This window comes from Brachybacterium zhongshanense (genome assembly GCF_055385755.1).
On sequence record NZ_AP043790.1, the window covers coordinates 2,820,540 to 2,845,400 of the forward strand.

A 24,861-nucleotide genomic window follows, 5' to 3' on the forward strand; every position below is an offset into this window, starting at 1 on the left:
CCCGGCGGACGAGGATCGTCCCGATCAGGGTCCGCGCATGCGCAGCCGTCTCGACTCCGTCCCGGCCATCTCGCTCGAGGAGATCGGTCTGCGCGCTGCACTCATGACGCGTGTGGATCGCAAGTACCTGGTGCCCCGCGCCGCGGCCGCCGAGCTCCTCGCGGGTCTGGACGGCGGGGTGCGGGTCCTGGAGATCGACGGTCGACGCTCCTTCGGCTACCGCTCCGTCTACTACGACACCCCCGACTACGCCTCCTACCGGGCGGCCGCCACGGGGCGTCGTCGCCGCTGGAAGGTCCGTCGGCGCGACTACCTCGACACGGGGACCTCGTTCCTCGAGGTCAAGACCCGCACCGGTCGCGGCGAGAACACCAAGCTGCGCATCGGCATCGACGCTGAGCGCGTCGCCCCCGACCCCGTCGTCTCCACGGCGCAGGCCATCACCGACCCGGCCGCTGCGAGTCCCACCGCCTCTGAGCAGGTCGCCGCTGGGCAGGCCGCTGCCGACCACGCCGACGGCGCGCTGCGCGGCGAGGCCCTCGCCTTCACGCTCGAGACTCTCGCAGGCGCCGGCTGCGAGGTGCCGACGACGGTGCTCCGCCCCGCCCTCAGCACCGCCTATGACCGTGTCACGCTGCTGGTCGAGGACGAGGAATCACGTCTGACCATCGACGGGAACCTCACCTGGACGAGCCCGTCGGGCACGGACCGCTCCCTGCCCGATCAGGTGATCGTCGAGACCAAGGCCGGGCGACGCCCCGGTCTGCCGGACCGCATGCTGTGGGCCGCCGGGCACCGCCCCACGAAGGTCTCGAAGTATGCGACGGGCCTCGCGCTCTACGACCCGGAGCTGCCGTCGAACAAGTGGCATCGGACCCTCGGCGACCTCGAGGTGACCCCACAGGCTCGCCACTCATCGCGCATGGCTGCGACACAGGTCCGATCCGCAGGCTGAAGGCATCAGATGACGGCCGGAGGCATCGGTCGTCGGCCCTGCACCGTCGGCCCGTCGGCCGGCCCGAGCTCCCATACCGGAGGAACCCATGTCCAGCACTCGCAAGAACCTGTCCGGCCTGCGCGGCATCCGCCGAGCGACCGCCGTCCTGGCTGCCGGAGCGGCCGCCATGGCCCTGGCCGCCTGCACCGCCGTCTCCTCGGACGGCTCGGCCTCGTCGGCAGAATCGGAGAGCTCGGCGGTGAGCACCTCCGACGGCTCGGCCGCCACGGCGTCGACGGTCGCCGACGGCGACTCGCCCAACGACCTGCTCTCGACGCTGGACCTGTCCTCGCTCGACACCCACTTCGACGATGACGACCTGGTCTGGGACTCCTCCGAGGAGCAGACGATCACGCTGTCCGACGACGGCTCCAGCTCGGGCTCCGAGGCGGTGACGGTCGACGGCTCGACCGTCACCGTCACCGCCGGCGGCGTCTACCGGGTCTCCGGGACGCTCTCCGACGGCCATCTCGTGGTCGACGCCCCGGAGGACGAGACCGTCACGATCATCCTCGACGACGCGTCGATCACCTCCTCGAGCAGCTCGGCGATCACCGTGGACGAGGCCGACGAGGTCACCCTGCACCTCGAGGACGGCACCTCGAACACGGTCGCCGACGGCTCCTCCTACGAGGTCGCCGACGACGCCACGCCCGTCGCCGCGATCTCCTCCGCCTCCGACCTCACGATCGCCGGCAGCGGCTCCCTCGAGGTCACGGGGAATGCGAACGACGGCATCAGCACCAAGGACGGCCTGGTCATCGCCTCGGGCGACATCACCGTCACCGCGGCCGACGACGCGATCCGCGGCAAGGACTACATCTCCATCCTCGACGGCACCCTCACGATCACCAGCACGGGAGACGCCCTCAAGTCCGACAACTACGAGGACGAGGACCGCGGCTGGGTGCTGATCAGCGGCGGCACCATCACCATCGACTCCGAGGACGAGGGCGTCGACGCCGAGCAGGCCTTCCGGATCGACGGCGGAACGCTCACCATCGAGAACTCCGACGAGGGCATCGAGGCCGAGGACGTCGTCATCGCCGGCGGCACCGTCGACATCACCGCCGCCGACGACGGCATCAACGCCACCCAGGCGACCCTGGTCTCCGGGGAGGAGGCCTCCGAGCAGGAGGGCTACGACCGTGAGGCCGACGACGGCTCCTGGCTCTACGTCTCCGGCGGCGAGCTGACCATCTCCGCCGACTTCGATGGTCTGGACTCCAACGGCTCCGTCTCCCTGACGGGCGGGACCATCGACATCACCAGCGCCGACAACGGGGGCGACTCCGCCGTCGACGCCAATGGCGACATCACCCTCGACGGCGCGACCGTCACCGCGAACGGCACCGAGGTCACGTCGGCCGATGAGCTCAGCTCCGGCATGGGCGGCGGCATGGGCGGCCAGGGCGATGGGATGGGCGGCGGCATGGAGGCCGGCCAGGGCGGCGGAGGCTCCGAGCTCGGGCAGTGAACCGCCGGCTCGGAGTGCGGCCCTCCGGCTCGGAGTGCGGCCCTCCGGCTCGGAGTGGGGCCCGTCGGCTCGGAGTGGGGCGCGTCGGCTCGGACCGCGGCCCACCGGATCAGTCGACGATGAGCCCGTCGGCCTGCTCGGGATGACGCTGGAGCCAGCTCTCCACGAAGGGGCAGATCACTCGGACCTGCAGCTCCTGGGCGCGCGCCTCGGCGAGAACGGTCCGCACGAGCACCGAGGCGACACCCACCCGGCGATGCTCGGGATCGGTGACGGTGTGGACGATCTCCAGGACTCGCCGGCGTCGCTCATAGGTCAGGATCCCGACGATCTCGTCCTCCAGCACGGCCTCGAAGCGCAGTGCGCGGCGGTTGTCGCGCACGTGCACGTCGGCGCGACGGTCGATCGGGGACGGGCGGTCGATATCTGCGGACATGGCTCTGCCCTCCTCGGGCCCGGGCCTCAGGGCCGGCCGTCGGCGGGAGCGACGGCGACGGACACCTCTACGGTACGGCAGCGAGCCCCCGCGCGAACAGGGCGCTGGGGCTCGGGCCGTCCGAGATGCAGGGCCGACAGGAGACCGGGCACGCATGGTGGGGCCGGGCGCGCATGGGGCCGGGCAGCACCCGGCGCGAGGTCAGGACACCACGCGGAGCAGGCGCACGTCGCCCATGCCGGTCTTCGCGTCGACGACGAGCGTGCGCTCGGCACCGAAAGCCCCCTCGGCCGGGGTCAGACGGACGTCGCGCTCCCCCAGGCCGGTCGCGAGATCCACGTTCACCGCCGTGCCCCGGGCGACCGAGACCTCGATCTCCCCCTTCCCCGTGCGCAGCTCGAGGCGGCCGCCCACCGCGCGCACGATCCGCACATCTCCCGCGCCGCAGGTGACGGCGAGGCGCGCATCGACATCCGCGGCGCGGACAGCACCCATGCCGGACTTCAGGTCCGCATCTCCGCGCACGGGGCCGACGGCGACGTCGCCCTTGCCGGTCGCGGCCCGGGTGCGCTCCTCCGCGGAGCGCTCGAGGTCCACATCGCCCGCACCGGTCTTCGCGTCCAGCCTCGCGAGCACCCCGCTGACCCGGAGGTCCCCGAACCCGGTGGTCAGCACGACCCGCGACCCCGTCGGCACCACGATCTCCATGCCGATCTCCGAGGTCAGGCCCTCCGCCCCGCTCACCAGGCTGCGCACGCCGTCGGCGAGACGATCCGAGAACGGCGCACCGTCGCCGCTGAAGGAGCGGAAGAAGCCGCCGACGCCGGCGCCGAGGAATCCGGCCTCGCTCTGCGGGACGTCCACGGACAGACGGCCGTGCTCGAAGCGCACGGTCATGCGGTCCACCAGCTCCCGTCCGGCGACGGTGCGAGGGCTCAGCTCGACGCGCACCGCGGTGCCGTGCTCGGCCCGTACCTCGATCCGGCCTCGCAGGTTCTGGACGTTCAGATCGATGGGTCCGTCGGCGACGAACTCGTGCACGACGGGACCGGCCGCTGCCGCCCCGCTCGCGCTGTCGGAGCCGGTGGGGCCCTCGGAGGCGGTGGGATCGGCGGCGTCTGGGGCGTCGGCGGCGGGATGCTCGCTCATGGGGATGCTCCTGTGTCGAGTGGTGTCAGATGAACCAGCCGCTGACGCGGCCGGACCGGGGATGAGCGGCGGCGGGGCGCTCCGCACCCGGGCAGGTGCCGTCGAGGTGGGCGCCGAGCACGCGGACCAGATAGGCGTTCATCGACAGCCCCTCCTCCGCGGCCGCCTTCTCCAGGCGGTCCTTGAGGTGCTGCGGCGGGCGGAAGGAGACGCGAGCGGCGGTGCCGTCGACCTCCGGATCCGCTGCGGCAGCCCGCTCGTCCGACGAGCCTGGGCCGGGCGCCGCATCGGCCTCGGGGACCGAGCCGGGGCCGGGGAGCGCGCCGGTGCCCGGAATCGAGCCGGCGCCGCCGCCCGGCGAGCTGCTGTCTTCGACGGGCGGGACCACGCGGACCTCGAGGTCCGTCCCGTGCAGCGCCAGATCGACCCGGGAGGGGGCGATGCCGGCGGACACCTCCGCCGCGACCTGGGAGATCGCATCCTGCAGAGCGAGGCGGACGGCGGGGTCGACGGCGACCCCGAGCAGCTGCGCGGCGCGCCGCGTGGACTCATCGCCGACGGCGGCGGCCGCGGCGAGCTGGTCATGCACGGAACGGCTGAGATCTCGAACATCCATGACGCCATGGTGACCCCATCGTGATGTCACGTCAAGGGGATGGTGACGTCACATCGGCGGCGCTCGCGGCGCCACGCCGCAGGCACCCCGCGGTGTCGCGCCAGAAGGCCAGGTCAGCGGCTCTCGAGACGCGCGATCAGTGCATCCATGCGGGCCCGGTCGGTGTCATCCCCCGAGGCCTCCCACGCCTCCCGTGCGGAGCGGGCGGCGCGCAGCGCCCGATCCCGCTGGCCCCGATCGGCGAGCATCTCGGCGTGCCGATCACGGAGATACGCGCTCCAGTACGCGGCGCGCGCCTCGTGGCCCGGCGGCGCCATCCCGACGACGCGCTGAGCCCGTGCATGCAGACGCTCGTAGTCGCTCACGCTCACGCCCGGCTCGCGCCGCGCGAGGGCCCGGCCGACGGCGACCAGCTCGCCGATGCGGGCATCAGCCCGGCGATCCCACAGCAGATGCTCGGGCACCGCCATCGCCCGGGCCACGTCGAGACCGGTGCGGCGCTCGATCGCGGCCGCCGCACCCCGGGCGCGCGAGGTCTCGCCCAGATCGAGCGCACGACGCAGCACCAGCGCCCTCGCATCGAGCTCGATGCGCAGCAGCCCGCCACGGGCGCTCGACGGGGTGCCGAGGTCCTCGCACAGCCATTGGGCGTCATCGGCGACCCTCTCGAGCTGGAGCATGGCCTTGCGGGGCTCACCTCGGCGCTCATGGATCGATGCGGTCAGCCGGGCGACCTCGAGGGAGCTGGCGCGGTCCCTGAGATCGTCGGCGATCCTGCGGACCTGATCGAGAGCGACCTCGGCGGCGTCGTAGCGCTCCGCCCCGATGCGCTGGCTCGCGACCGCGAGCAGAGGAGCCACCCTCAGCTCGTCGCGCGCAAGGGTCCGCTGCAGAGATGCCAGACGCCCGGCGGCGAACGACGCATGCCCCTCCAGTCCTGTCGCGACCAGGGCCTTCAGCAGGTCCGTGATGAGGCCGATGCGCAGCGGCGGGTCATCGATGCGCGTCATCCGGCCGAGGGCGTCCAGGGCATGGCGCACGGCCTCCAGCGGATGCTCCGGACCGAGGGTCCGGGCGAGGACAGCGCGGGCGGCGATCCCCACCCGGTCCGGATCGACCTCGCGGCCGGTCTCGGCCTCCGCGTTCTCCAGCAGCTCGAGCACGTCCAGCGCGGCGGTGATCGCCTCCTGGCGCCTGCCATCGGACTCGAGCGCCTGGGCGAGGCGCAGCCTCAGCAGCGGCTCGACCTCCCCGAGGATCAGCGGCCGCACCTCCGGGAGCGCCTCGAGCGCCGTCGTCAGAGAGCTCACCGCATCGGTCGGTCCCGCGCCGCCGAGCATCGGACGGCCGCGCCGCGCCAGGCCGCTCGCGCCGAGCGCCGGAGCGTCCGGAGCCGGCAAGCCAGGAATCGGAGCTCCCAGCGCCCGCACGACAGCCATGAGCCCATCCGGGATCTGCACCGTCTCCGCACGGCGCCGCCCCGACGACGCGCCGGTCGTGCCGATGGAGCGCCGTCGGCCTCGGCCGTCCGAGGCGGCGGCGAGCTCGACCAGGGCCGCGGCGGTCGCCTCCGCCTGCTGGGCGTGACCGCAGCGGCGCAGCGCCCCGACCAGGTCGTACAGCGCCTCGGCGGCGCGATCGCGGTCGCCCAGCGCGATGACCGCGCGCATCCGTGCCCGCAGCAGATCGACATAGGCGACGAGGTCGGCGTCGTCGGCCCGCGAGGCGCGCGACCACACCTCCCGACCGACCCCCGTCCAGGCGTCCGCGTCGACATCGGCGTCGGCCTCGGCCTCGACGGCGGCGATCCTGGCCGCGCTGCGCGCGGCGGTGCGCTCCGCGGTCCCCAGGAAGCGGTCGGCCAGCGCCACGGCCTCCCGAAGACGCTCCGCATGCATGAGATCCGTCACACGCTGAGCGGCCTGTGCGACGGTCTGCGGGGCGGGGAGAGGGAGCTCCGGAGGGCGCAGGGCGGCCCTCAGCTCCTCGACATCGGGGATGCCTGCCTGGTCGCCGCGACCACCGGACCCCGGAGCGGAGATGGTGCCGTCAGCGATCACAGGCGCAACCTACCAAGGAGTCCTCCGAGTTCCTCCGGGCTCCTCCGGCGCTCGCGCCAGCCGCCCCGGGCAGAGCCCTACGAGCCTCCGCTCCCAGGCCACACGCCAGGTCCGAGCACTAGGATGGCCTAGGCGTCGGGCCCTTCGGACAGCACCGGCCTTCTCCCGTCCGAGCTCCGAGCCCACCCGACCCCCCACCCGGCACGATCGCCGGGACGACGCACCCCCGAGGAGAGGCGGACCGTGGCGATCACCTCCGCATCCTCCGTCGCGCAGGCCACCCGCGCGACGGAGACGGCACGGCCGACGCGCGATGGCGTCGGCCCCTTCGACGAGCCCCTGCACGAGGGCCACCTGCATCTCGACGACTCGGTGTCCCGGGTGCTGCGCACCGACGTCGACGTCGACGCCTACACCCGCGACGACCACCACCGGATCGCCGTCGACCCCGACCTGGTCCTCTCCGGGGCCCCGCTCAGCGCCGACCAGCGCCTCGCCCTCGGTCTGCTGCAGCGCACCGAGGGCAGCGCCCTCGCAGAGTCCCGCGCCATGCTCGCGACCTGGACCGGCAACGAGGCCCGCATCACGGCTTTCATCGCGACCTGGCTGGTCGAGCGCTACTGGCAGGCCCGTGCGCTGCGCGATGTGCTCACGGCGGGCGACCCCGAGGCCCGCCCCGAGCCGATGACGGCGCCCTCGCCCGTCGGCCGCGCATGGGAGAGCTTCCGACGCCTCCATGTGGATCGCACGGTCCCGCTCATCGCCCCCGCCTGGACCGTCCTCGCCGGCGAGGCCGTGACCGCCGGGCACATGGCCCGCATGGCGATCCAGGAGTCGACCCTCCAGGAGTCCCTGCGCGCCCTCCTGCCCGGCCTGCAGGGCGAGTCCCGCCGCGTGGTCGCCGAGGTCGCCGCCCGCCATGACTCGGCCGTCGAGTTCTTCGTCGCCGAGGCCCGGGCCCGCATCACCCGCTCCCCGCGCGAGGCGCGCACCGCCCGCCTCATGCTCTCCCTGGACTCCCCCCTGCACGGAGGCGGCATCCCCGATCCCGATCTCCGCGCCGGCATGGCCGTCATCGGGGCCGACGCCACAGCCCGGGCCGCCCTGCGACGCGCCCGCTTCGAGATCACCCGGCTCCTGCCGGGCCCCGATCTGCACCTCCACCCCCAGCTCCCCTCGGGCTCATCGGCCGCCGCCGACGCCCCTGCCGTCCCGGCCGACCGCCGGGCTCTTCGTGAGAACGGATCCTGAGAATGGCCTTCGATCTTGATCAGTTCGCCGAGACCTCGGAGCCCGTGAAGTACGAGGACCTCGACTTCGACTCCTTCGAGACCCAGCCTCTGGACGATCAGACCCTGCGCTCCCTGCGCTACATGTGCGACGTCGAATTCCACACCTCGTGCTTCCTGCGCGACATGCTGGTGACGCCCTCGCATCGTGAGGAGGCCGCCGGCGGGTTCATGACCATGTGGAACCGTGAGGAGTTCTGGCACGGAGAGGCGCTCGCGGCAGTGCTGGCGCGCCACGGCATCGTGGTCGACTACGACGAGCTCAAGGCCAAGCGGGTCAAGCTCGGCTGGTCCAATGCGCTGTCCTCCCTCAAGCAGTCGGCGATGAGCAACCTGGTGGGCACCGACTTCGTGGCCGTCCACATGACCTGGGGCGCCGCCAACGAGCTCTCCGCGGTCGCCGCGTACCGCCGCCTCGCCGCCATGACCGATCATCCGGCGCTGTCCCCGCTGCTCAAGCGCATCGCCCAGCAGGAGACCCGCCACGTCGCCTTCTACACCACGCAGGGCCGCGAGCGCCTCGAAGCATCCGAGACCGCCCGCAAGCTCGTGCGCATCATCCTCTCCAAGGTCTGGAAGCCCGTGGGCTCCGGCATGATGGACGAGACCGAGGTGAAGCACGTGATGGGTCATCTCTTCCACGGCAAGCTCGACGAGCTCGACAAGCTCGACAAGCGCATCCAGAAGCTCCCCGGCCTCGACGGCCTCACCATCTTCCGCAACGCCTTCGCGCGACTCGGCATCGCCTGAGCACGGCCGCCGGGCATCGCTCCTGCTCCGCACGCCCGCCTGCAGGAGAAGGGACTCCACCGTGAGCTGAACCCCTCTCAGGGCTTCAGCTCACGGTGGAGTCCACTTGTCAGCAGCCGCCGCCAGCAGGCGGCTGCCCGATCTCAGTCCTTCCCGAGGCGCCGGCGGACGATGCCGACGATCCCGCCGCGCTCCTTCAGGCTCCGCCGACGGCCCGAGGCGTCACGGGGACCATGGGAGTCGCCGGCCGGGGCGTCCGAGCTGTCGGGGACGGTCACGCCAGGGGCCGCGCCCCCGCTGCTCCCGCTCGCCCCGGTGCTCCCGGCGGCCTGGGCGCGTCGGCGCTCGCGGCGCTCGGCGTCGGCCTTCACCTGGGCTTCGCGCAGGGCGGCCTGCTCGGCCTCGTGGCGCAGACGCCGCCGCTCGCCGGGACCCTCGGCGATCCGGTAGAGCACCGGGACGATCACCAGGGTCAGCAGGGTCGAGGAGACCAGGCCGCCGATCACGACGACCGCGAGGGGCTGGGCGATGAAGCCGCCGCTGCCGGTGATCCCGAGGGCCATCGGCAGGAGGGCGAAGATCGTCGCCGCCGCCGTCATGAGGATCGGGCGCAGACGCTTCGAGGCGCCGAGGTGGAGGGCCTCCTCGAGGGCCATGCCCTGGCGCCGGTACTGGTTGACCAGGTCGATCAGCACGATGGCGTTGGTGACGACGATGCCCACGAGCATCAGCAGGCCGATCATCGAGGGCAGGCCCAGCGGCACGCCGGTGATCACCAGCAGGCCGAGGGCGCCGGTCGCGGCGAACGGGATCGAGACCAGCAGGATCAGCGGCTGGATGAGGGACTTGAAGATCCACACCAGCAGCACGTAGACCAGCAGGATCGCGGCGAGCATGGCGATCCCGAGCTGGCCGAAGGTCTCGTCGATCTCGGCGGAGGTGCCGCCGATGGTGGCCTCGACGCCGTCGGGGAGGTCGGCGGCGTCGATCGCCGCCTGGGCCTCCTCGGTGACGGTGCCGACGTCGTCACCCGCGGGGGTGAGGGAGACGGTGACGGTCTCGACGTTGTCCTGGGTGCTGATGGAGGGGCGGGACGCCTGCTCGGAGATGTCCGCGACATCGGTGAGGGCGACGCCCGGCATCAGCTCGAGGTCGTCGAGCTGGTCGAGCGTGGTGATGCCGTCGCCGCTGTCGACGTAGATGTCCAGCTCGGTGTCGTCGAGGGTGACGGTGCCGATGGAGCCGGGGTTCATCTGCGCGGCGACGAGGCCGACGACGGCCTGCTCGGTCAGGCTGAGGCGCGCGGCGGCCTCGCGGTCGACGGTCACGACGACGGTGGGCTGGTCGGCCTCCAGGTCGCTGGAGACCTTGGAGACGTCCTCGGGCAGCGGGTCGAGCTCGGCGAGGATCGCATCGTTCGCGTCGGAGCGGTCCTGCGCGGTCGGGCCCGTGATCTGGATGTCGACGGTGCTGGAGCCGGTCATGGAGGTGGCGTCGGCGGCCTCGATGTCACCGCCGTCGGGGATGTCCTCGAGCGCGGCGACCATCTCGTCCACCAGGACGTCCTGGTCGGCGTCGGCGTCGGTGGTGATCGAGTAGCTGATCTCGTTCTCGGCCGAGGCGCCGATCCCGAAGGAGCTGCCGCCGATCGTGGTCTGCACCGTCTCGACGCCGTCGATGTCCATCAGCGCCTGCTCGCCCTCGGAGGCCTTGTCGGAGGACTGCTCGAGGTCGGTCCCGGGGGTGAGGGTCTGGGTGATGGAGGCGAGGTTCTGGCCGGTGTCGCCGAGGAAGTTGACCTTCAGCAGCGGGGCCAGCGCCACGGTGCCGCCGAGCACGGCGACGGCCGCTACCAGGGTGATCGCGCGACGGCCGCCGCTGTCGAGGGTCGCGTGCATGACGGGCGAGTAGATCCGGTGCAGCCAGCTGCGCTCCTCCTTCTCCTCGGCGGCGCGGCGCACGGCGGCCTGATGCTCGGGATCGTCGACGTCCACGGGGCCGTCGGCGCGCGCGGCCTTCGGCGCCCGCAGGAACCAGTAGGCGAGCACGGGGACGATCGTCAGCGACACCAGCAGCGAGGACAGCATGGCGATCGCGACGGTCAGCGCGAAGGGCCGGAACAGCTCGCCGGCCATGCCGGCCACGACGGCGACGGGCAGGAACACGACCACGGTCGCGAGGGTCGAGGCGGTGATGGCGCCCGCGACCTCCCCGACCGCGTCGAGGATCGCCCGGACCCGCGACTTCCCGTAGGAGAGGTGACGGGTGATGTTCTCGATGACGACGATGGAGTCGTCGACGACGCGGCCGATGGAGATCGTCAGCGCCGCCAGGGTCAGCATGTTCAGCGTGTAGCCGGTGACGTACATGCCGATGAAGGCGATCAGCAGGGAGGTCGGGATCGAGATCGCGGTGACGACCGTCGGGCGCACGCGGCGCAGGAACAGCAGGATCACGCCGACCGCCATGATCAGGCCCAGCAGGCCCTCCTCGGCGAGCGAGACGATCGACTCCTGGATGTAGGGGGCCTGGTCGAAGACCACGTCGCTGGTGGCGTTCCCGCCGACGCCCGGGAGGGTCTCGTCCAGGACGTCGGAGACGCCCTCGGAGATGTCCACGACGTTGCCGTCGGAGGTCGCGGTGACCATGATGACCAGCGACTCGCGGCCGTCGGTGCGCGAGATGGAGGTGGGGTCCTCGGTGGTGCGCTCGACGGTGGCGACGTCGGCGAGGGTGGTGATCTCCTGCGCGGCCGCGGCCTGGTCCTCGGCGCCGAGCTCTCCGTCGGCGCCGGTCTGCCCGTCGGCCGTCTGCTCGTCGCCGGCGGAGCCGGAGGACGGGAGCAGGACGATCGCCTCGAGGTCCTCGATGCTGTCGATGGACTGACCGAGCACCACGTCGAGGCTGCGGTCGGAGTCGGTGACCGTGCCGCCGGGCAGGGACAGACCGGAGGCGTCGAGCGCCGTCTCGATGTCGTCGTCCGTGAGGCCGCGCTCCGCGAGGGCGGTCTCGTCGGGGGTGATGCGGACGATCTCGTCGGGCGCACCGATCACGACCACGGAGGAGACGCCGTCGACGCGCTCCAGCTCGGGCGTGACCTGGGCATCGAGCCGGGAGGCGAGCTCCGAGGAGTCGAGGTCCGAGGAGACCGAGAGCACCGCCGCGGGCAGGTCGCTCGTGCCTCCGGCGATGACCTGCGGGTCCGCGCCCTCGGGCAGCTGGTCCTCGATCTGGTTCAGGGCCGAGTCCACCTGGTTGGAGGCTCGGGCGGTGTCGGTGCCGTAGGCCAGCTCCACAGTCACGATCGAGACGCTGGCCTGCGAGGTCGAGGACGTCGACTCGACGTTCTCGAGCCCGCTGACGGCCTGCTCGACCGGCGAGGAGATGCGCTCCTCGATCTGCTCCGAGGAGGAGCCGACCGAGGTCGTCATGATCTGGATCTGCGGCAGGGAGACCGACGGGATCAGCTCCTGGCGCATCGTCGTCATCGAGAAGATGCCGATGATCGACACGGCGATGCAGACCAGTGCGATGAAGGCGCGGTTGTTCAGACTCAGCCGGGCGAGGCGATGCATGGGGCTCCTCGGGTCACGTGCGACGGGCGAGGACGCGCCCGGGCCCGCCGCCGCCCGGTCTGCGACCGGACGCACGGTCCGGCACGATCCGGTCCTCCACCCGGCCACTGTTCCACACGTGTCCGCACGCCCGTATCCGACCTCCGTCGCATATCCGGTCACGATCCGCTGCGAGGCGCCGGGGAGCCGTCCGGGAGCCGACAATGGGATCGTGCCCGACTCCCCCGACCCCGACCCCGGTTCCATCGCCGACCCCGGTTCCGGGCCCGGCCCGCACCGCGGTGAGACCGACGATCCGCGCACCGCGCGCCGCACCGTCGACCGCGACATCCTGCGCCTGGCGATCCCCTCGCTCGGCGCGCTGGTCGCCGAGCCGCTGTTCGTCATGGTCGACTCGGCGTTCATCGCGCGCGTGTCGACCTCCTCCCTGGCCGGGCTGGGACTGGCCTCCACGGTCCTGACCACGGTCGTCGGGCTCTCGGTGTTCCTCGCCTACTCGACCACCGCCGCGGTCGCGCGCGCCTTCGGCGCCGGACGCACCCGTGAGGCGATCGCCCGCGGCGTGGACGCCTCCTGGCTCGCGCTGATGATCGGCGCCGGCTGCACGCTCGTGCTCGCAGTCGGCGGGCCGACGCTCCTGGGCTGGTTCGGCGCGGGCCCTGAGGCCACCGCCGAGGCCGTCATCTATCTGCGGATCTCGGCCTTCGGACTGCCGGCGATGCTGGCGGTGCAGGCGACCACGGGGCTCGTGCGCGGCATGCAGGACGCGCGCCTCCCGCTCGTGGTCGCCGTCGGCGGCGCGGTGCTCAACATCCCCCTGAACGCGCTGCTGATCTTCGGGCTGGACCTGGGCATCGCCGGCAGCGCGTTCGGCACGATCATCGCCCAGTGGCTGATGGCGACCGTGCTGCTGGGAGCGGTCGTCCGCTATGCGCGGGAGCATCATGTGCCGCTGCGGCCGCAGCCGGCGGGCGTCGCGGCGACCGGACGCGAATCGGTGCCGATGTTCGTGCGCACGCTGAGCCTGCGCGTCGTCAGCATCGCGACGGTGCTGGTCGCGGCCCGGCTCGGGGAGGCGCAGCTGGCCGCGCATCAGCTCGCGACGACCATCTTCATGCTGCTGTCGCTCGCCCTGGACTCCCTCGCGATCGCCGGTCAGGCCCTGACCGGCCGCTACCTCGGGGCGGCCGATGCCGCGACGGTCCGCGCCGTCACGCGGCGGCTGACCGTGTGGGGGGTGGGCGGCGGCGCCGTCGTCGGGCTCGTGCTGCTGGGGGCGAGCTATGTCGTCCCGTCGGTGTTCACCCCGGATCCGGTGGTGCAGGAGAACCTGCGGGCGGCGCTGTGGGTGCTGGTGGTGGCGCAGCCGATCGCCGGGTACGTGTTCGTCCTGGACGGGGTCCTGATGGGCGCCGGGGACGCCCCGTACCTCGCGAAGGCCGGTGTCGTCTCGGCCGTGATCGTGCTGCCCTTCGCTCTCGCCGTCGGCCTGATCGCCCCGGCCGGGGCACTGGGGCTCGCGGCGCTGTGGGCGGCGACGAACCTGCTGTTCATGGTCGCGCGGGCAGGCACGCTGCGGTTCCGGGTGCGGCACGACGACTGGATGCGGCTGGGCGGCTGAGCTCCGGCCGCCCGTCTCAGCGCCCGCGAGGAGCCGCGCCCCCGCGCGCCTTCGGCGTGCAGCGGGCCGACGAGGACACTCGCACTCCGGCCGAGCCCCCGTCCTGGCCTCGCTCGTCGCGCTGACGGGCCTGTCCGCGTGCTCCAGCAGCGACGGCGCGGCCGCCGGCTCCTCCGGTGCCGCAGGTGCCTCCGATGCGGGCTCGGCCGACGGCGGCTCCGGGTCGTCCGCGGGCTCGGCCTCCGGGGCGCCCGACGATCTCCCCGAGGGCTGGACCTGGGTCGAGGGCACCGGCGCTCCGACGACGACGGCGACCCCGGACGTGCCGGTCACCGTCACCGACGGCACGGGCACCGAGGTGACCATCGAGGACATCGGCCGCATCATCGTCGGCGGCGAGGCCGTCGCCGACATGCTCGCCGCGATGGGGCTGGCCGCGAACATCTACGCCGCGCCCACCAACTCGGTCGCCCAGGCGGCGATCGACGACCCGAACCAGTTCGAGTTCTCCGAGGAGACCGGCACCGAGGGCCTGCTCTCGGTCGACGGCACCTGCTTCTTCGGCAACAACACCAAGCGCCACGGCGACGTCGCCGAGCAGTTCTGCTCCGCGGGCGTGTCGGCCGCCGTGGTCGACGACCAGCAGTCGGTCGCGGACAAGATCCGCGCCGTCGGCTCCTACATCGGCGATGCCGACGCCGGCGAGGAGCTCGCCTCGGCCGTCGAGGCACAGCTGGCCGAAGCCTCCGACGCCGCCGACGACGCCGTGAAGGCTCTGCGGGTGCTGGTGGTGACCTCCTCCGGTGCGGGCGGCGCGAACGCCGTGGTCGGCACCGGGACCGCCGCCGCGGACATCCTCGAGGCCGTCGGCGCCGTGAACTGCGGTGTCGAGGCGGGACTGCGCGGCTGCTCGGTCGAGTACTCCGACGAGGGCCTGCTGGATCTCGCTCCCGACGTCATCGTCACCGGCACCGGCGACATGGAGGAGTGGGGCGGCCTGGAGGGCATCCTCGCCGCCTTCCCGACCCTCGCGCAGACCCCCGCCGGCCTCGCGAACGCGTTCGTGCTGATGCCCGCCGAGCAGATCAAGGTCTCGGGGACCTCCGTCGGCGCCGGTGCGAAGGCTCTGGCGACGGCCCTGGCGGACTTCGCCGCGTGAGCGTCGCGGCGGACCGCTCCGCCCCCGCCGCACGGCGGGCGCTGACCCAGCGCACCCGTCGCGTCCCGCTCGCAATCGCGCTGCCGGTCGGAGCGGTCGCGCTCGTGATCGCGGTGGTCGTCGGCATCGGGACCGGGCCGATCGAGATCGCCCCGGTCACGGTGCTCCGCGTCGCCGCTCACGAGATCCTCGGGATCGGCGACGCCTCGCCGCCGCTCGAGACGACGGTCGTGATGGACCTGCGGATGCCGCGCGTGCTGTTCGGGGCGCTCACCGGGGCTGCCCTGGCAGTCTCCGGTGCGGCCCTGCAGAGCCTGTTCCGCAACCCGCTCGCCGACCCCGGCATCATCGGCGTCAGCGCAGGCGCCTCGACGGGCGCCGTCGGCGCGATCGTGCCCATGCCGCCGCTGGCGACCGCCCTGGTCGCCTGGGTCGTCCCCGCGGCCGCCTTCGCCGGCGGACTGCTCGCCACGGGCCTGATCTATGCGCTCGCACGGCCCGCGGCGGGCTCCGGGACGGCTCGGCTGCTGCTCGTCGGCATCGCCGTCGGCGCAGCGTTCTCGGCCCTGATCGGCTTCTTCACCTTCGCGGCCGACGACGACGAGCTCGAGTCGGTCGTCTTCTGGCAGATGGGCTCGCTGGGGTCGATCACCTGGCTGCGGCTCGGGCTGGTGACACTGCCGGTGATCGTCGGCGTCGGCCACATGATCGTGATGGCCCGGCGCCTGGATCTGCTCACCCTCGGCGAGCGGCAGGCGAAGCACCTGGGCCTGGACGTGAACGCGACCCGCCGGATCGTCATCGTCGTGGCCGCGCTGCTGACCGGCACCACGGTCGCGTTCACCGGCACCATCGGCTTCATCGGGCTGGTGGTCCCGCACATCGTCCGCCAGATCTGCGGTCCGGGCCATCGGGCCCTGCTGCCGGTCGCGGCGGTGCTCGGAGCGCTGCTGATCGTCGTCGCCGACACCCTCTCCCGCGTGGTCGCCCCTCCTGCGGAGGTGCCGATCGGGCTGTTCACGGCGCTCATGGGCGCACCGTTCTTCCTCATGCTGGTGCTCCGCTCCCGGGCGGTGCAGCTGTGAGCGCCGCCCGCACCGCCGGCGGCCTGCGCGCCGACGCCGCCGCAGGGTCAGCGGCAGGGGCAGGGGCAGGGGCAGGGGCAGGGGCAGCCGAAGGGCCAGCCGAAGGGCCAGCCGAAGGGCCAGCCGCAGGGTCAGCCGCAGGGGCAGCCGGGAGCGATGCGGCGACCGGCACGGGGTCCGCGCCCTGCCTGGTCGTCGAGGCCGTCGGCTTCTCGATCGACGGTGCGCAGCTGCTCGACGACGTCACCTTCGATGCCTCCCGCGGCGAGCTGGTCGCGCTCGTCGGCCCGAACGGCGCCGGGAAGTCGACCATGCTGTCCCTGCTGTCCGGGGACCACGTCCCCTCGCAGGGACGGATCCTGCTGGGCGGTACCCCGCCGCACCGATGGAGGGCGAAGGCCCTGGCGCGGGAGCGCTCGGTGATGACCCAGCAGCATGCGCAGGCCTTCTCGTTCACGGTCCGGGAGCTGGTCGAGATGGGGCGCGCGCCGCACGACGCGTCCGACGACGACTCGCGCCTCGTCGAGGACTCCCTGGTCAAGGCCGAGATCGACGAGCTCGCCGAGCGGGACGTGACCACCCTGTCGGGTGGGGAGCTCGCGCGAGCGGTCTTCGCCCGCACCCTCGCCCAGGATGCCGGGATCGTGATGCTCGACGAGCCCACGGCCCCTCTTGATCTGCGCCACCAGGAGGCGCTCATGCGCAGCGCGCGCCGGCTCGCCGACGAGGGCCGCTGCGTGATGGTCGTGCTGCACGACCTCTCGCTGGCCGCCCGCTACTGCGACCGGGTGGCGATGTTCGGCACCGGACGCCTGCAGGCGCTCGGCACCCCGTCGGAGGTCCTCACCTCCGAGCGCATCGAGCAGGTCTATCGCCAGCAGGTGGCCGTGCTCGAGCATCCGGTCTCCCGTCGGCCGCTGATCGTGCCGGTCTGAGCCGGGCACCATCCCCCTCCAGCCCGGCATCAGGCTCCGGCCCGGTGACCTCGAAGAGGTCACCGGGCCGGGCGTCACCGGACAGGATTCATCGGACGGGGTTCACCACTCGGAGGTGTCGACCTGGACCTCTCCGTTCTCGTCGACGGTGATGCTGCCGTAGACCGAGATCGTGGACTCCTCAGTCTCGTCGGTGATCTCGTCGTCGTACCCCTTCGCCTGGTAGGAGTAGGTCGCCTCGCCGTAGGAGTCGTAGCTGCTGGAGTAGCTGAACGCGCCGCTGTCCTGGGTGACCTCGACGACCGGGTACTCGGTGATCTCCCATGAGCCGGAGCCCTCGACGACGTCGTACCAGATCCAGGCGTCCAGGGGGCATCCCTCGGGCTCGGCCTCGGTCGACTCGGCGCAGGTGTCGAGAGCGGCGTCGACCTGCGTCTGCACCGCCTCGACGCCGGTGTCGGAGAGCTCGTAGTAGGGCGAGACGCCGAGGTCGTAGGCCATCTCGAGGTCAGCCGGGACCTCGACGACGCCGCCCTGCGCGGTGACCTGGTCGGAGAGCTCCGGCAGCGTCACCTCGTAGTCGCCCGGCAGGACCGAGAAGATGCCGTACTGCGTGCCGTAGTCGGTCTCGAGCCCGAGATCCTCGACCGCGAGCTCCTGGCCGTTGACCAGGACGGTCGTCGTGCCCTCGGGGACGGCGAGCGAGAAGCTCGCATACTCGACATCACCCAGCTCCCACTTGGGGAAGACCACGGCCGTGCGTCCGGCCTTCTCGACCGTGAAGGTCCGGGAGGTGGTGACCCCGTCCTGCGTGACGTCGGCGGTGATCACGTAGTCGTCGCCGCGCTCCTGCGTGTCGGTGATGCTCCAGGAGCTGATGCGGTTCTCCGCAGCGCCGGCGATCCCGTTCGTGAGAAGCGCCTGCTGCGCGGTGGGAACGTTCGGCGCCGAGAGCTCGACAGCTGTCGACGCATCGCCGTCCTGCAGCGCGGTCAGGTACGACTCGACGCTCTTCTGCGGGGAGAACACCACCTTCGAGATGACGGTGTAGGCGATGATCAGGCCCACGATCAGCACGATCAGGGCTCCGACGCCGATCGCGACCCCGATCGCGGTCCTCTTCGCCCGCGGCGACAGGGGCTGGCGCTCGGCCGATGCCTCGGCCCCGACAGGGGCCGCGACGTACGGGGAGTCGGCGGTGCCGGACGCGGCCGATGCGGCCGGTGCGGCCGACGCGCTGTACGGCGAGGCTGCCGCGTACGGAGAGGCCGCCGCGCCGTCTGCCGGGGCCGGACTGCCGGCCGACGGGCCGGGGACCGCGGCACCGGGGGCGCCCGATCCCATGAAGCCGGGCGCCGCAGCGCCGGGCGCTCCGCCGGCGGCCGAGCCTGAGGTCCCTGCAGCCGCGGTCCCCTCGGTCGCGGTCCCTGCGGACGCAGCGAGCGGCCGACGGAACCAGGTCAGCATCCCTGCAGGCAGGAACGGGACCACGAGCGGCGCGACGAAGCGCGAGAGCACCTCGACCACGACGCCCACCAGCAGGGCCAGCAGCGGTGTCCATCCCGCCAGACCCACGGAACCCGAGAGGCTCTCGGCGCTGCCGAAGTAGCCGCCGTCGTACTGCATGCGGAACGAGGCGCGGGCCAGGATGAGCAGGACGATGCCCCCGGCGAAGTAGGTCAGCGGCAGCGCCGCCCAGGAGACCGCGGTGGCGATCACGTTGTTCGGGACCGCGCGCCGTCCGCTGCCCCACAGGAGCGAGACGGCGACGAGCACCACCAGGCCCAGCAGGAGGCCCAGGAGCCACACGTACCACTGCATCGAGAAGATCGAGGTGCGGTCGATGCCCGATCCGGAGCCGAAGAAGTAGTCGAAGGCACCCGGGGCGTGGATCCGCGTCGTCACGGCCGAGAGCATCGGCAGACCCGTGAAGTAGGCGATCACCTGCCCGCCGATCAGCGGGAGCAGGAGGGCGATCGCGAGCATCGGCGGGGTCTCCCCGTCGATGATCGCCTGGATGGTCGTCACCACCGTCACGACGAGGAAGACGAGGACGGTCATGATCAGGGCGTGCACGGCGGCGAGCTTGGCACCGGCGGGGATGTCCGCGACCAGCGGCCACCAGGCCGGGCGGGCTCCGAGGCTCATCCGCCCCAGCCCGATGGCGATGGTGAGCAGCACGAGGACCCCGAGGAAGGCATCGAAGCCCGCTGCGTGCAGACGCAGGTTCACGCCCTCGTCGAGCGGGATCGGCTGTGCGAAGATCAGCGCCGCCAGCACGGTCAGGAGCGCGACCGCGAAGGAGGTCAGCAGGGCGTTCACCCAGATGCCGATCAGACCGGCCCGCTGGCGCTTCTGGATGAAGCGCCCGCCGAAGAAGGCGACCCCCAGCACGACGAGCGTGATGATCGCCGGCAGGAAGCGCACCGAGAAGCCCACGGTCTCACCCATGTAAGTGACCTTCATGCCCAGGGAGCCGAAGAATGCCATCGCGACCAGCTGGAACGGTGCCCGCAGAGCCATGGCGAAGCCGCTCAGCGCGCCGCTCGGATCCAGGTCGACCTCTTCCAGACCGCTCTCCACGGGATTCCCCATCCCCAGGATCGCCACCAGGATCGCCGTGAGCACGACGCCGATCACGGCGATCACGATGCCTGCGACATAGGCGGCACCGCCCACCGCGAGCGAGTGCACCGGGTTCACCAGACCGATCGCGGACAGCTTCTGCTTGACCTGCTCGGGAGTCACCGAGGGGCCGGCGGGCGCGGGTGCCGCCGGTGCACCCGCCGCCGGGGCACCGCCGACGGGAGCCTGCGCCTGCGGGGCCGAGGACCACTGCGGGGCCGGAGAGCCGGCCGACGGCGGAGGCGGCGTCGCACCGTACTGCGGCGGCTGGGGCGCCTCGCCGTACTGCGGCGCCGGCGAACCGGCAGGGGGCTGCGGGGTCTGCGGAGGCTGCGTGCCGTCCAGCGGCGGCTGCTCGGCGGATGGCTGCTGGCGCGGATCAGGGACTCGCTGCTCCCCTGCCCCTGTCGTCTGTTCGTCCTCGGGCGCGTTCATGCGCGCTCCCCCTTCATGCTTCTCCAGGTTCAAGCGTGGCGGAGAGACCTGCCTGCTCCGTCGTCCGCTGGACAGCAGAGCGCCATCAGTGATTTCACACGGCGCTCCCACGCGGCCCACAGGCTACCTGTCGGCTGCAACACATGCACCCCTGGCCCGCACCGCGGACGGGCGTCCCCGGAGGCGCCGCGGCTCACGGGCACCCGGGGCCACCGGTCCGCCCTCAGCGCACCCAGAGGTCCTCGGGGCGTCGCTGCCGTCGGAACCCGAACGCCTCGACCATCTCCATCGCCTCGGGGAAGCCATGCGCCAGCGTCGCCGTGGTGTGGGAGTCGCTGCCGAAGCTGATCCGCTGACCGCCGGACTCCGCCCACCAGCGCGGCACCCACGGCCACAGCCGGCGCGTGTTCATCTCGAGCGCGCGCCCGCTGTTCGCGATCGCGCGCATGGCGCCGCGGAACTCCTCCTCGAAGTCGAGCGGGTCGAAGGGACCGGCGTCGGCCTCCGGCCAGTAGCGCAGGGCATAGTCGATGTGGGTGACGATCTCGAAGGGCTCGTCACCCGCGACCAGGGCGGGGACGTGCGCGAGGTAATGGCGGACCACCTCGTCGGCCGGCCACCGGCGGAACAGCAGGTCCGGTTCGGCCCGGGGGGCGTCGTCGGCCGACCCGCCGTCCGCCGACCCGCCGTCGGCCGACGCGTCGTCCCCGAGCTGGGACGGCGCGTCCGCCGGGAGAGTGTGCAGGGACCCGATGATCCGGTCGAAGCGGTCGAGGTCCAGCTGCTGGGCGGCGGCCTCGGTGCGCAGGTGCGGCTGGCCGAACTCGAGGCCCGTCCCGATGCGCAGCTCGGGGAACTCGGCACGGCATCTCTCGATGCTCTCGAAGTATCCGTCGACGTCGAAGCGGGGAACGTCGACGACGCCGTCCTCCCCGAGCAGCCGGTGCCCCTGCGCCCTGTAGACCGCGGCATCCTCGGCGAAGTCCTCGGGATCGCCGAGCCACGCGGGCTCGAGATCGAGATGCTCGGTGAAGAACAGGGCCGGCAGGCCGATCCGCACAGCCCTCTCGCAGGTCGCGCGCATGGTCCCCGCGGCACGGGAGGCCGGGCCGCCGGTGTCCCACGAGTATTCGCTGTGGACGTGGCTGTCCGCGGGCAGGTCGGAGCGGGTCATGCCATCAGCCTGCCATGGCGAGGCGCCCTCGCCCAGGGGATGCGCGAAACGCCGTGCGGCCCGATCCGAGGCTGTCGGATCGGGCCGCACGGGCTGGGGGCGTCAGACGCCCGCGGGGACCTCGGCCTCGGCGCGGACCTTGAGGGTGGCCTCGACGAGGTTGCGCAGGCTGGCCTCGGTCTCGGCGTAGCCGCGGGTCTTCAGACCGCAGTCGGGGTTGGCCCACAGCTTGCCGGCGCCGACGACGGCCCGGGCGGCCGAGAGCTGCTCGTGGATCTCCTCCACGCCGGGGACGCGCGGGGAGTGGATGTCCCACACGCCCGGGCCGATGCCGCGGGAGAAGCGCTCGGGGTCGAGCGCCTCGAGGAGCTCGCCGCGGGAGCGGGAGGCCTCCACCGAGGTGACGTCGGCACCCAGGCCGTCGATCGCGTCGATGACCTCGTTGAACTCCGAATAGCACAGGTGGGTGTGGATCTGGGTGGCGTCGGCCGCGCCCGCCGTGGCGAGGCGGAAGGAGTCCACCGACCACTGCAGGTAAGCGTCCTGGTCGGCGAGGCGCAGCGGGAGCAGCTCGCGCAGCGCCGGCTCGTCGACCTGGACGACGGCGATGCCGGCCTCCTCCAGGTCGCTGATCTCGTCGCGCAGGGCGAGGCCCACCTGGTTCGCGGTGTCGCCGAGGGGCTGGTCGTCGCGCACGAAGGACCAGGCCAGGATCGTGACGGGGCCCGTGAGCATGCCCTTGACCGGCTTCTCGGAGAGCGACTGCGCGTAGGTCGCCCACGACACGGTGATCGGGGCGGGGCGGGAGACGTCGCCGAAGAGGATCGACGGACGGGTGCAGCGCGAGCCGTAGGACTGGACCCAGCCGTTCTGCGTGGTCGCAAAGCCGTCGAGGTTCTCCGCGAAGTACTGCACCATGTCGTTGCGCTCGGGCTCGCCGTGGACGAGGACGTCCAGGCCCAGCTCCTCCTGCAGCGCGATGACGCGACGGATCTCGTCCTTCATCGCCTGCTCGTAGGCGGCGTCGTCGATGCGGCCGGCGCGGTGGTCGGCGCGGGCCTTGCGGACGGCGTCGACCTGCGGGAAGGAGCCGATCGTGGTGGTGGGGACCTCGGGCAGGCCGAGCGCCTCGCGCTGGGCGGCCTCGCGGACCTCCACGGCGGATCGCTCGAGGTCGGCGGCCGACAGGCCGGCGGCGCGCTCGCGCACGGCGTCGTCGCGGACGCCCTCGAAGTCGCGGACGACGGAGCGGGGGCCGTCGACGGATCCGGGCACGACGGTCCCGGAGGCGAGCTCGACCAGCTCGCGGACCTTCTCGTCGGCGAAGGCGAGGGTCGCCTTCAGCTCGGCAGGGAGCTTCGGCTCGAGGTCGAGGGTGTGCGGGACGTGCTGCAGGGAGACGGAGGTCGACACGGAGACGGCCTCGGCGTCGCCGCCGGCCTCGGCGACGCGGGAGCGCAGCTCGGCCAGGCGCGCGGCCGCCGTCGGCAGCTCGGTGCGCCACACGGAGCGGCCCTCGACGACGCCCGCGACCAGACGGGTCGAGCCGATGCCCTCGAGCTGGGCGACGGTCGGGAGGTCGCCGCGGGTGAGGTCCACGTGCACGGCCTCGACACCGGTGGCGAGGACTGCCTTCAGCAGGTCGCCGATGCCGCCGTAGGGGGTGGTCACGAGGATCTGCGGACGCTCCGCGGCCTTCGCGAGCACGCCCTCGGCGCGCTGCAGCGCCTCAGCGAGCGCGGCGGCGTCCACGCGCTGGTCGGCGGCGAGGGCCGGCTCGTCCAGCTGGACCCAGGAGGCGCCGGCCTCGGCCAGCCGCGCGAGGATCTCGGCGTACACGGCGACGACGTCGTCCAGGCGGTCCAGCGGGTCGAAGCCCTCGGGGGCTCCGTCCTGGGCCTTCGCGAGCAGGAGCAGGGTCACGGGGCCGACGAGCACGGGGCGGGTGCCGGCGCCGTCCTCGAGGGACTCGCGGAACAGGTCGATCACGGTGGTCGCGGCGAGGTGCACGTCGGTGTCGGGACCGATCTCGGGCACGAGGTAGTGGTAGTTCGTGTCGAACCACTTGGTCATCTCGAGCGGCGCCTGGTCGGCGGTGCCGCGTGCGAGGGAGAAGTAGCCGTCGAGGTCGATGGAGCCGTCGGCGCCGACGACGGAGGCGAAGCGGTCCGGGACGATGCCCGTGGCGACCGCGGCGTCCAGCACCTGGTCGTACAGCGAGAAGGACTCGGGGGCGGCGCCGGCTGCGTCCAGGCCCAGCTCGGCGAGGCGGGCGCGGGTGGCGCGGCGCAGCTCGCGGGTGCGCTGCTCGAAGGTCGCGCGATCGATGCGGCCGGCCCAGTAGGCCTCCTCCGCCTTCTTCAGCTCGCGCTGGGCGCCGATCCGCGGGTAGCCGACGGGCAGAGCGGCGGGCAGGGCGCCGTTCGCGGTGGTCTCAGGGGTCGTCATCGGGTCTCTCCTGTGGTGGGGGCGGACCAGCGGTCCAGGTCGAGGGTGTCGAGCACGTCGAGGGCGTCGGCGTGCGAGTTGAAGGTGAACAGGTGCACGCCGGGGGCCCCGGCGTCGAGCACCTGCTTCGCGAGGTCGACGGTGTACCGCACGCCGATGCGTCGGCGCTCGGTCTCGTCGGCCGCGGTCTCCAGCCGGTGCAGCAGCTCGCGCGGCGGCTGGACCCCGGCCATCTCCGCCAGGCGCACCACGCGGCGCGTGTTGGTGGCGGGCAGGAAGCCGGGGACGATCGGCATGCGGATCCCCGCCCTCTCGGACCGACGGATCAGGTCGCAGTACGCCGCGGGATCGAAGAACACCTGCGTGATCGCGAAGTCCGCGCCGGAGCGCTCCTTGGCCACCAGCACCTCGAGATCGTGCTGGGTGGTCGGCGACTCCGGATGCCGGTGCGGGTACGCCGCCACGCCGATGCTCATGCGGCCCGCGCCGAGCGCCGCCGAGCGCTCCCGCTCGACATCGCGGATCAGCTCGACGAGGGGACGGGCGAACGGCACCTCGTCGTCCTCGAGGCGATGGCCCTCCGGCTGGTCGCCGCGCAGCGCGAGGATCCCGCGCACGCCCCGGTCCAGCAGATCGCCGATGATCACCTCGAGCTGCGCACGGGTCGAGGCGATCGAGGTCAGGTGCACGAGCGGACGCAGGCGGGTCTCGTTGAGCACATGGTCGGTCAGCTCGAGCACGCGGTCGAGGTTCCCGTGTCCGGTGCGGCTGGTGACCGAGACGTAGTCGGGCTCGGTCTGCTCGAGAGCGGCGATGGTGGTGCGCAGCTTCTCGAAGGACACGTCGGAGCGCGCCGGGAACAGCTCATAGCTGAGGGCCGGGCGGCGGCGAGCGGGCGCGGCGCGCTCGAGATCGGGCAGCGTCGTCGTGGCGGACATGCACCCGACGCTATGCGCGCCCGCCCTCCTCGCCCAAGGATCATGGCGAATTATGGCGCCGCCCGGCAGCACCGGTGCGCTCACCCGCAGGC

Annotated in this window: 17 protein-coding genes; 8 read left to right on the plus strand and 9 right to left on the minus strand. The window is 72.6% G+C overall.

Translation table 11 applies throughout. The annotated features are described in order from the left end of the window. The first annotated feature begins 37 nt into the window (after positions 1 to 37). Both ACZ5AJ_RS12590 and ACZ5AJ_RS12595 read left to right on the plus strand, forming a co-directional pair. On the plus strand, positions 38 to 955 hold the full coding sequence (locus ACZ5AJ_RS12590; RefSeq protein ID WP_464135277.1) for a VTC domain-containing protein: 918 nt from the start codon (positions 38 to 40) through the stop codon (positions 953 to 955). 88 nt (positions 956 to 1,043) lie between these two features. Beyond that, complete coding sequence (locus tag ACZ5AJ_RS12595; protein ID WP_464135279.1) at positions 1,044 to 2,474, plus strand: carbohydrate-binding domain-containing protein; 1,431 nt, start codon at positions 1,044 to 1,046, stop codon at positions 2,472 to 2,474. A 109-nt stretch (positions 2,475 to 2,583) separates the two neighbouring features. On the opposite strand, the gene ACZ5AJ_RS12600 is transcribed toward ACZ5AJ_RS12595, so the two are convergent. From ACZ5AJ_RS12600 to ACZ5AJ_RS12615, 4 genes are all read right to left on the minus strand, one after another. After that, the gene (locus ACZ5AJ_RS12600; RefSeq protein WP_464135280.1) at positions 2,584 to 2,910 is read right to left on the minus strand and encodes a GNAT family N-acetyltransferase; all 327 of its coding nucleotides are present in this window, start codon (positions 2,908 to 2,910) and stop codon (positions 2,584 to 2,586) included. 201 nt (positions 2,911 to 3,111) lie between these two features. Beyond that, positions 3,112 to 4,059 carry a DUF4097 family beta strand repeat-containing protein gene (locus ACZ5AJ_RS12605; protein WP_464135282.1) on the minus strand — a complete coding sequence of 316 codons (948 nt, stop codon included), beginning with the start codon at positions 4,057 to 4,059 and terminating at the stop codon, positions 3,112 to 3,114. A gap of 25 nt (positions 4,060 to 4,084) precedes the next feature. Next, on the minus strand, positions 4,085 to 4,675 hold the full coding sequence (locus tag ACZ5AJ_RS12610; RefSeq protein WP_464135284.1) for a hypothetical protein: 591 nt from the start codon (positions 4,673 to 4,675) through the stop codon (positions 4,085 to 4,087). A 113-nt stretch (positions 4,676 to 4,788) separates the two neighbouring features. Beyond that, positions 4,789 to 6,735, minus strand: a complete 1,947-nt coding sequence (locus ACZ5AJ_RS12615) for a hypothetical protein (protein WP_464135286.1) — start codon at positions 6,733 to 6,735, stop codon at positions 4,789 to 4,791. A gap of 243 nt (positions 6,736 to 6,978) precedes the next feature. On the opposite strand from ACZ5AJ_RS12615, the gene ACZ5AJ_RS12620 reads away from it, so the two are divergent. Together ACZ5AJ_RS12620 and ACZ5AJ_RS12625 are read left to right on the plus strand one after the other, a co-directional pair. Then, positions 6,979 to 7,986, plus strand: coding sequence for a hypothetical protein (locus ACZ5AJ_RS12620; RefSeq protein ID WP_464135288.1), 1,008 nt, complete (start codon positions 6,979 to 6,981; stop codon positions 7,984 to 7,986). Between the two features lie 2 nt (positions 7,987 to 7,988). After that, on the plus strand, positions 7,989 to 8,774 hold the full coding sequence (locus tag ACZ5AJ_RS12625; protein WP_464135289.1) for a ferritin-like domain-containing protein: 786 nt from the start codon (positions 7,989 to 7,991) through the stop codon (positions 8,772 to 8,774). A 143-nt stretch (positions 8,775 to 8,917) separates the two neighbouring features. On the opposite strand, the gene ACZ5AJ_RS12630 is transcribed toward ACZ5AJ_RS12625, so the two are convergent. Then, positions 8,918 to 12,349 (minus strand): efflux RND transporter permease subunit, encoded by a 3,432-nt coding sequence (locus ACZ5AJ_RS12630; protein ID WP_464135291.1) that lies wholly within the window; start codon positions 12,347 to 12,349, stop codon positions 8,918 to 8,920. A 211-nt stretch (positions 12,350 to 12,560) separates the two neighbouring features. Here ACZ5AJ_RS12630 and ACZ5AJ_RS12635 point away from each other — a divergent pair, with 211 nt between their 5' ends. From ACZ5AJ_RS12635 to ACZ5AJ_RS12650, 4 genes are all read left to right on the plus strand, one after another. Further along, a complete protein-coding gene (locus tag ACZ5AJ_RS12635) occupies positions 12,561 to 13,970 on the plus strand; it encodes an MATE family efflux transporter (RefSeq protein WP_464135292.1) in 1,410 nt (469 codons plus the stop codon). A 322-nt stretch (positions 13,971 to 14,292) separates the two neighbouring features. After that, the gene (locus tag ACZ5AJ_RS12640) at positions 14,293 to 15,129 is read left to right on the plus strand and encodes an ABC transporter substrate-binding protein (RefSeq protein ID WP_464135294.1); all 837 of its coding nucleotides are present in this window, start codon (positions 14,293 to 14,295) and stop codon (positions 15,127 to 15,129) included. Further along, positions 15,126 to 16,214, plus strand: coding sequence for a FecCD family ABC transporter permease (locus ACZ5AJ_RS12645; RefSeq protein ID WP_464135295.1), 1,089 nt, complete (start codon positions 15,126 to 15,128; stop codon positions 16,212 to 16,214). The genes ACZ5AJ_RS12640 and ACZ5AJ_RS12645 overlap by 4 nt, the downstream gene beginning before the upstream one ends. Continuing rightward, positions 16,211 to 17,149, plus strand: a complete 939-nt coding sequence (locus ACZ5AJ_RS12650) for a heme ABC transporter ATP-binding protein (RefSeq protein WP_464135297.1) — start codon at positions 16,211 to 16,213, stop codon at positions 17,147 to 17,149. The genes ACZ5AJ_RS12645 and ACZ5AJ_RS12650 overlap by 4 nt, the downstream gene beginning before the upstream one ends. A 102-nt stretch (positions 17,150 to 17,251) precedes the next feature. On the opposite strand, the gene ACZ5AJ_RS12655 is transcribed toward ACZ5AJ_RS12650, so the two are convergent. The 4 genes from ACZ5AJ_RS12655 to ACZ5AJ_RS12670 form a co-directional block, all read right to left on the minus strand. Continuing rightward, positions 17,252 to 20,209: a hypothetical protein gene (locus tag ACZ5AJ_RS12655; protein WP_464135299.1), complete on the minus strand. Its 2,958-nt coding sequence runs from the start codon at positions 20,207 to 20,209 to the stop codon at positions 17,252 to 17,254. A 223-nt stretch (positions 20,210 to 20,432) separates the two neighbouring features. Next, positions 20,433 to 21,383: a PHP domain-containing protein gene (locus tag ACZ5AJ_RS12660; RefSeq protein ID WP_464135300.1), complete on the minus strand. Its 951-nt coding sequence runs from the start codon at positions 21,381 to 21,383 to the stop codon at positions 20,433 to 20,435. Between the two features lie 102 nt (positions 21,384 to 21,485). Next, positions 21,486 to 23,831, minus strand: coding sequence for a 5-methyltetrahydropteroyltriglutamate--homocysteine S-methyltransferase (gene metE / locus ACZ5AJ_RS12665; RefSeq protein WP_464135301.1), 2,346 nt, complete (start codon positions 23,829 to 23,831; stop codon positions 21,486 to 21,488). Then, positions 23,828 to 24,769 (minus strand): methylenetetrahydrofolate reductase, encoded by a 942-nt coding sequence (locus ACZ5AJ_RS12670; protein WP_464135303.1) that lies wholly within the window; start codon positions 24,767 to 24,769, stop codon positions 23,828 to 23,830. Before ACZ5AJ_RS12670 ends, metE begins: the two co-directional genes overlap by 4 nt. Between the last annotated feature and the right edge of the window lie 92 nt (positions 24,770 to 24,861).

Bases quoted from the DNA above. Each gene is read 5' to 3' on its own strand.
- ACZ5AJ_RS12590 (WP_464135277.1), top strand. From the start codon at position 38: ATGCGCAGCCGTCTCGACTCCGTCCCGGCCATCTCGCTCGAGGAGATC.
- ACZ5AJ_RS12595 (WP_464135279.1), top strand. From the start codon at position 1,044: ATGTCCAGCACTCGCAAGAACCTGTCCGGCCTGCGCGGCATCCGCCGA.
- ACZ5AJ_RS12600 (WP_464135280.1), bottom strand. From the start codon at position 2,910: ATGTCCGCAGATATCGACCGCCCGTCCCCGATCGACCGTCGCGCCGAC.
- ACZ5AJ_RS12605 (WP_464135282.1), bottom strand. From the start codon at position 4,059: ATGAGCGAGCATCCCGCCGCCGACGCCCCAGACGCCGCCGATCCCACC.
- ACZ5AJ_RS12610 (WP_464135284.1), bottom strand. From the start codon at position 4,675: ATGGATGTTCGAGATCTCAGCCGTTCCGTGCATGACCAGCTCGCCGCG.
- ACZ5AJ_RS12625 (WP_464135289.1), top strand. From the start codon at position 7,989: ATGGCCTTCGATCTTGATCAGTTCGCCGAGACCTCGGAGCCCGTGAAG.
- ACZ5AJ_RS12630 (WP_464135291.1), bottom strand. From the start codon at position 12,349: ATGCATCGCCTCGCCCGGCTGAGTCTGAACAACCGCGCCTTCATCGCA.
- ACZ5AJ_RS12655 (WP_464135299.1), bottom strand. From the start codon at position 20,209: ATGAACGCGCCCGAGGACGAACAGACGACAGGGGCAGGGGAGCAGCGA.
- ACZ5AJ_RS12660 (WP_464135300.1), bottom strand. From the start codon at position 21,383: ATGACCCGCTCCGACCTGCCCGCGGACAGCCACGTCCACAGCGAATAC.
- metE (WP_464135301.1), bottom strand. From the start codon at position 23,831: ATGACGACCCCTGAGACCACCGCGAACGGCGCCCTGCCCGCCGCTCTG.
- ACZ5AJ_RS12670 (WP_464135303.1), bottom strand. From the start codon at position 24,769: ATGTCCGCCACGACGACGCTGCCCGATCTCGAGCGCGCCGCGCCCGCT.